This window comes from Phenylobacterium sp. (assembly GCF_037968635.1).
GTDB lineage: Bacteria > Pseudomonadota > Alphaproteobacteria > Caulobacterales > Caulobacteraceae > Phenylobacterium.
The window spans coordinates 1-6,177 of the sequence record NZ_JBBKVV010000158.1 but is presented as its reverse complement, the minus strand read 5'-3'; the positions used below and the strand labels follow the sequence as shown (position 1 = coordinate 6,177).

General features: G+C 68.2%; 6 protein-coding genes and 1 pseudogene. 3 read left to right on the top strand and 4 right to left on the bottom strand.

The genetic code is table 11. The features are described 5' to 3' along the window. Positions 1-94: 94 nt before the first annotated feature. Positions 95-775, bottom strand: coding sequence for a metalloregulator ArsR/SmtB family transcription factor (locus AAC997_RS17875; protein WP_340647058.1), 681 nt, complete (start codon positions 773-775; stop codon positions 95-97). 113 nt (positions 776-888) lie between these two features. Here AAC997_RS17875 and AAC997_RS17870 point away from each other — a divergent pair, with 113 nt between their 5' ends. Together AAC997_RS17870 and AAC997_RS17865 are read left to right on the top strand one after the other, a co-directional pair. Next, the gene (locus AAC997_RS17870) at positions 889-1,197 is read left to right on the top strand and encodes an NIPSNAP family protein (protein WP_340647057.1); all 309 of its coding nucleotides are present in this window, start codon (positions 889-891) and stop codon (positions 1,195-1,197) included. A gap of 82 nt (positions 1,198-1,279) precedes the next feature. Beyond that, on the top strand, positions 1,280-2,818 hold the full coding sequence (locus AAC997_RS17865) for an acyl-CoA synthetase (protein ID WP_340647056.1): 1,539 nt from the start codon (positions 1,280-1,282) through the stop codon (positions 2,816-2,818). Here AAC997_RS17865 and AAC997_RS17860 read toward each other — a convergent pair. Genes AAC997_RS17860 through AAC997_RS17850 form a run of 3 tightly spaced genes read right to left on the bottom strand, consistent with a single transcriptional unit; the run spans position 2,815 to position 5,528 of the window. Further along, the gene (locus AAC997_RS17860; protein WP_340647055.1) at positions 2,815-3,222 is read right to left on the bottom strand and encodes a hypothetical protein; all 408 of its coding nucleotides are present in this window, start codon (positions 3,220-3,222) and stop codon (positions 2,815-2,817) included. The two genes, AAC997_RS17865 and AAC997_RS17860, sit on opposite strands and share 4 nt — an antisense overlap. After that, the gene (locus AAC997_RS17855; protein ID WP_340647054.1) at positions 3,219-4,244 is read right to left on the bottom strand and encodes a phosphotransferase family protein; all 1,026 of its coding nucleotides are present in this window, start codon (positions 4,242-4,244) and stop codon (positions 3,219-3,221) included. The genes AAC997_RS17860 and AAC997_RS17855 overlap by 4 nt, the downstream gene beginning before the upstream one ends. Beyond that, positions 4,245-5,528, bottom strand: a complete 1,284-nt coding sequence (locus AAC997_RS17850) for a cytochrome P450 (RefSeq protein ID WP_340647053.1) — start codon at positions 5,526-5,528, stop codon at positions 4,245-4,247. A gap of 149 nt (positions 5,529-5,677) precedes the next feature. Between AAC997_RS17850 and AAC997_RS17845 the strand changes: the two are divergent. After that, positions 5,678-6,177: pseudogene (locus AAC997_RS17845) on the top strand (hypothetical protein); the annotation flags it as partial.

Below are 6,177 nucleotides of genomic sequence, written 5' to 3'. Positions count from 1 at the left end.
TCGCAGCCCCTGCCCCCAGCGGCGCCGCCACCAGTGGCGCGGCCACCGCCCGCAAGCTCGAACCCGCCGCCCAGAGCGAAGGCTGGGAAGAGTTCTAGGCCGAGCCCAACCAGCCCTCGAACGCCGCCAGACCCGGCGCGCTGAAGGTCACCAGCCGGGCGCCCTTGGTTCGCCGCGCCCAGCCCAGTTCGTAGATCCGGGTCAGCACCGCCGCGCCCAGGGACCCGGCCAGGTGGCTGCGGCGCTCGCTCCAGTCCAGGCAGGCCTTGCAGACCGGGCGGCGGCCGCGCGGCAGGGCCTCGGCCTCGATCCCGAAGGCGCGCAGGAAACCGGTGTCAGGCCCCAGGCTCAACGCCCCGTCGCGGTCCTCGATCACCCCGCGCGCGATCAGACTGTCCAGCATGGTGACCGCCAGCTCGCCCGCCAGGTGGTCGTAGCAGACCCGGGCGCGGCGCAGGGCGGGCTCCTTGGGTCCGGGGCGGGTGCGCAGGTGGCCGGTCCGCGTGGCCAGGCCCATCAGGGTCTCCAGCAGCGCCGCCACGTCCTCCCCGGCCAGGGCGTAATAGACACTGCGTGACTGTCGGACCCTCACTAACAGGCCATCATCGGTCAGCTTGGCCAGGTGCGAGCTGGCGGTGGAGGCCGAGATACCGGCCTCGCGGGCCAGTTCGCCGGCCGTCAGCGCCTGCCCACCGATCAGCGCGGTCATCATGTTGGCCCGCGCCGGGTCCCCCAGCAGGGCCGCGATCCGGGCGATGTCGGGACCGTGTTTCATAGGGCCAGCCTAGCCCCGGACACCCACCACGACAATTCGATCGCCATCAAAACATGCCGGTCCCGCCGCGGCCTATGAGAGGGGCCTTATCTACCCTCCGTGGAGACCGACACGTGATCACCTGCCACATCCGCTACGTCATCGACCCCTTCCAGCGCGACGCCTTCGAGGCCTACGCCCAGGCCTGGCTGACCATCATCCCGGCCTGCGGCGGCGACCTGATCGGCTACTGGCTGCCGCACGAGGGGACCAACGACGTCGCCCACGCCCTGATTTCCTTCGATAACCTGGCCGCCTACGAGGCCTACCGCGCCCGCCTGCGCACCGACCCGGCCGGCGCCGCCAACTTCGCCACCGCCCAGCAGCATCGCTTCATCCTGCGCGAGGACCGCACCTTCCTGACCCCGGTGACCCTGCCCTAGCCCTTGCCTGCCAAGGGTTCCGGCCCCATCGTCACCCCCTGGACGGCCCGCGCGAGACGGACCGCATGGGGAGCCCAAGACCATGTACCTGCCCGACCACGCCCGGCTGACTCCCGACAAGCCGGCCATGATCTCCGCCGAGACCGGGGCGGTGGTGACCTACCGCCAGCTCGACGAGCGGTCCAACCGCATGGCCCAGTTCCTCCGCGCCCAGGGCGTGGGCCGGGGCGACCACATCGCCGTGCTGATGGAGAACAACCTGGCCTTCATGGACCCGGTCTGGGCGGGGTTCCGGTCGGGGCTCTATGTCACCACCATCAACCGCTACCTGCCCCCGGACGAGGCCGCCTACATCATCGGCGACTGCGGGGCCAAGGCCCTGATCACCTCCTACGAGAAACGCGAGACCGCCCAGGCCCTGGCCGACCTGATCCCCAACTGCCCGATCCGCCTGATGGTCGGCGGCGTGATCCCCGGCTGGGAGTCCTACGAAGACGCCCTGGCCAGCGCCTCGCCTGAGCCGCTGGCGCAGGAGTGGATGGGCGACTCCATGCTCTATTCGTCGGGCACCACCGGCCGACCCAAGGGGATCCTTAGGCCCCTGCCGCAAATCACGCCCTCCGAGGGGTTCACCACCCGCCAGGTGGCCAACCGCTACGGCCTGACCCCCGACAGCGTCTACCTGTCGCCCGCCCCGCTCTATCACGCCGCCCCGCTCGCCTATGTGCTCAGCGTGCAGTCCTTCGGCGGCACAGTGGTGATGATGGAGCGCTTCGACGCCGAGCAGGCGCTTCAATTGATTGAGAAATACAAGGTCACCCACAGCCAGTGGGTGCCCACCATGTTCGTGCGCATGATGAAGCTGCCGCAGGAGGTACGCGACCGCTACGACCTCTCCAGCCACCAGGTCGCCATCCACGCCGCCGCCCCCTGCCCGGTGGAGGTGAAGCGCCAGATGATCGGATGGTGGGGACCGATCCTCTACGAATACTACGCCGGCACCGAGGGCTCTGGCTCGACCTTCATCACCTCGGAGGACTGGCTCGAGCACCCCGGTTCGGTGGGCCGCGCGGCGCTCGGCGTCCTGCACATCTGCGACGAGAACGGCGTCGAGCTGCCCGTCGGCGAGACTGGCCTGGTCTATTTCGAGCGCGAGACGCCGACCTTCGAATACCACAACGACCCGGGCAAGACGGCCGACGCCCGCCACCCGCAGCACCCCAACTGGAACGCGCTCGGCGACGTCGGTTACCTGGACGCCGACGGCTACCTCTACCTCACCGACCGCAAGGCCTTCATGATCATCTCGGGCGGGGTGAACATCTATCCCCAGGCCATCGAGGACCTGCTGGTGACCCACCCCAAGGTGGCCGACGTGGCGGTGTTTGGCATCCCCCACCCGGAGATGGGCGAGGCGGTCAAGGCGGTGATCGAGCCTGCCCCTGGCCATGCTCCCAGTGACGAACTGGCCGAGGAACTGCTGGCCTACGCGAAGGCCAGGCTCGCCAGCTACATGGCCCCGCGCTCCATCGACTTCATCGCCGAGATGCCGCGCCTGCCCACCGGCAAGCTCTACAAGCGCGTCCTGCGCGACGCCTATTGGCAGGACCGCAAGATCTAGACTGCTGAGCCTTGCGTCTTCCGCCGCTCGGTGGAGGCTCGCAGTTCGGACCAGATGGCGTCGTTCATGACCTCGTCGCGGCCCTCGACTGCGGTCTGCAGGAGGATCAGGGCGGCGCGCAGCCGGCCGTTCTCGGCGGCCAGGGCCGAGAGCCGGAAGTCGTCCTCCGCATGCTCGGCCGGCGGCGGGACATAGGCCGCGCCCTTGGCCAGCAGCGCGCGGAAGGCGCGGTTCTCCATCACCAGGTGATGGGCGGCGCTGTCCAGGCCCTCGGCGGCCAGGCCCATCAACAGGGCCGAGAGGCCCAGCGTGCCAGCCCGGTCAGTGGGGTTCACATCGGGCGCGGCGTTGGCCATCACCTTGCCGGCCAGGTCCACGAGGACGGCGGGAACTGACGGGATCATAGCCGCCCCATGACTTGCAGCGTCGCCCGGTCCTGGGCGTTGGTCATGGCCCAGGCAGGGTAGACCATGATGGGTTCGCGGTTGCCGCCGTCCAGCCAGGCGCGGGCGCTGGAGACCCAGATCGCCTGGCCCTTCACGCAGTTGAACAGGGTCCACCAGTGCAGGGCGGTCGGTTCGGCCACGAGGCCGCTGGCCTGCTCCCAGATGGCGATGGCCTGGGCGTCGGGGACCAGTCCGCCGGCCAGGCGGCGGCCGAAGGTCCAGATCGGATTGAGGCTCCAGCCCAGGTCCTCCAGCGGGTCGCCCAGGTGGGCCATTTCCCAGTCGAGGATGCCGTGGATCTGCCCGTCGGGGTCGTACAGGAAGTTGCCGGTGCGGTAGTCGCCATGCACCACGCCGACCTTCTGGGCCGGCGGCGGCGGATTGGCGCGCAGCCACCGGATGGCCGCCCGGATGATCGGCAGGGGCTCGGCCTCATCGTCGTCGAGGACGTCTTCCCAATAGGTGAGTTCCCGGTTCCAGCAGTCGCCCGCCGCAACTCCAGGCATGACCTGCGCCAGGCCGTTGGCGACGGGGTCTGCCTTGGCGATCTCGCCGAGGATGCTCCACTTGCGCTGCGCCAGCCTGGCGTGGCTGTCGAGATAGGGGGCGTTCCACAGCAGGCCGGGGCTGGCCTGGAAACCCGCGATCTCCTCGGCGATGAAGAAGGGGTGGTCCAGCGGCCCGTCGCCTTCCTCCAACCACAGCATTTCCGGCGCCGGAACGCTCGTGCCATGGAAGGCGCGATAGGCCTCGAACTCGATGCGGCGCTCGGTGTCGATCAGACTGGCGGGCGGATCGCGGCGCAGGATCAGCTTGCGCTCGCGGGCCTGGCCGCCCTGCCTCCAGGCGCCCACGAAACGGTAGGTCTCCCGCGAGGCGCCGCCGGAGATGCGGGCGAGATCGCGGACCGTGACGTCGGTGGCGTCCAGCATCTGGGTGGCGATGTAGGCCGCGATACGGGGTTCGAGGGGGTGGCTCACTCAGGCCATCTCGAACCGGATCGGCAGCTTCTTGGGCCCGTTGACGAACACCGCCTGGGACATGGCCGGCACGCCCGCCAGCTCCAGGGATTTCAGGCGCGGGATCAGTTCCTCCCACAGGATGCGCATCTCCATCTTGGCCAGGTGCTGGCCCAGGCAAAGGTGGGCGCCATAGCCGAAGGCCAGGTGCTTGTTGGGGCTGCGGTCGACTCGGAAGGCGTTGGGGTCCTCGAACACCGCCTCGTCGCGGTTGCCCGAGGCGTAGCAGAGCATCAGCCAGTCGCCCTTGGAGAGCTTGCGGCCGCCGATCTCGGTGTCCTCCATGGCGGTGCGCATGAAGGTCTTCACCGGGGTGATCCAGCGAATGCTTTCATCCACCAGGCCGGGGATCAGTTTCGGATCGGCCTGCAGCTTGGCCAGCTCCTTGGGGTTCTCCGCCAGGCCCCAGATGGCGCCGGCGGTGGAGGACGAGGTGGTGTCGTGGCCCGCCGTGGCGACGATGATGTAGTAGCTCATCGCCTCGAAGTGGCTGATCGGCTGGCCGTCGATCTTGGAGTTGGCGATCAGGCTACCCAAATCGTCGCTCGGGTTGGCCCGCTTAGATTCCGAGAACTGGGTGAAGTAGCTGATGAAGTCGGTCAGCACGCTCATGTCGATCTTGCTGGGATCGTCGGGCTCGGCCTCGCCGCCCTTGCGGCTCAGCTCCGGGTCGGTGGCGCCGAACAGCTCCTGGGTCAGCATCAGCATGCGGGCCTCGTCGGCCTCGGGCACCCCCATGATCTCCATGATCACGTGCAGGGGATAGTGCAGGGCCACCTCGGAGATGAAGTCGCACTCCCCGCCCTGGGCGGCCATCTTGTCCACGGCGGCCCGCGCGATCTTGCGGATGCGGTCCTCCATGCTGCGCAGGTTCTGCGGCAGGAACCAGGCCTGGGTGAGGACGCGGTACTTCATGTGATCGGGCTGATCCATGTGGATCAGGGTGCGCAGCAGGTGAGGGCTGCCGCCGGTCATGGCGCGGATGCGGGCGTCGGCCTCCAGGCTAACCATGGTCGGCGACTTCTCACCGTTGGAGAACAGCGCGTTCTGGCGGCTGATCTCCAGGATGTCGGCGTGCTTGGTCGTCACCCAGAAAGGCTCGACGCCCTCGATCTGCGCCTTGCCGAAGGGGTTGTTGGCCCGCAGCCAGGCGTAGGTTTCGTGGATCCGGCCATCGGCATAGGCCGTGGGATCCACCAGGTTGGCGGCCTGGGATTGCGGAATCAGGACGTCGGCTGCGCTCATCTTCGCTCGGCCGCTTGTCGCCCCTACGTAAGCTTACGCGAGGGCAGCAATCGACGCTCTCCCTTGTCTTGTTATCTTTGTTCACTTGATACTGCCCTGACACGCGCGGCGGCAATACCGACAACGATAAGACGCGCTCCGGAGGATGCCTGATGCTCACCAAGGCCGACGATTTCCCGATCCACCAGACCCCCGACCCCATCGCCTATTCGGGCACCGACCGGAACTTTTACGACCGCTATTTCTTCAACGGCTACCAGCCGGACGGGACCGAGTTCTTCGCCATCGCCTTCGGGGTCTATCCCAACCTCAACATCGCCGACGCTCATTTCTCCGTTGTGCGGGACGGGGTGCAGCACTGCCTCCACGTCTCCCGCGTGCTGAATAGCGAGCGGATGGAGCTCTCCTGCGGGCCCATCACCATCGAGGTTCTGGAGCCGCTGCAGAAGCTGAAGGTGACGGTGGCCTCATCCGAGGGCATCGCCGCCGAGCTGGTCTTCGAGGGCCGCACCTTCCCCATCGAGGAGCCCCGCTTCACCCGCCGCAACGGGCCGCGCGCCTTCATGGACTATACCCGCCTGACCCAGAACGTGCGCTGCACCGGCTGGATCGAGGTGGACGGCCAGCGGGTCACCCTGGCCGACGGCAG

Coding starts and splice junctions, on each gene's coding strand:
- AAC997_RS17865 (WP_340647056.1), top strand. CDS start 1,280: ATGTACCTGCCCGACCACGCCCGGCTGACTCCCGACAAGCCGGCCATG.
- AAC997_RS17875 (WP_340647058.1), bottom strand. CDS start 775: ATGAAACACGGTCCCGACATCGCCCGGATCGCGGCCCTGCTGGGGGAC.
- AAC997_RS17860 (WP_340647055.1), bottom strand. CDS start 3,222: ATGATCCCGTCAGTTCCCGCCGTCCTCGTGGACCTGGCCGGCAAGGTG.
- AAC997_RS17850 (WP_340647053.1), bottom strand. CDS start 5,528: ATGAGCGCAGCCGACGTCCTGATTCCGCAATCCCAGGCCGCCAACCTG.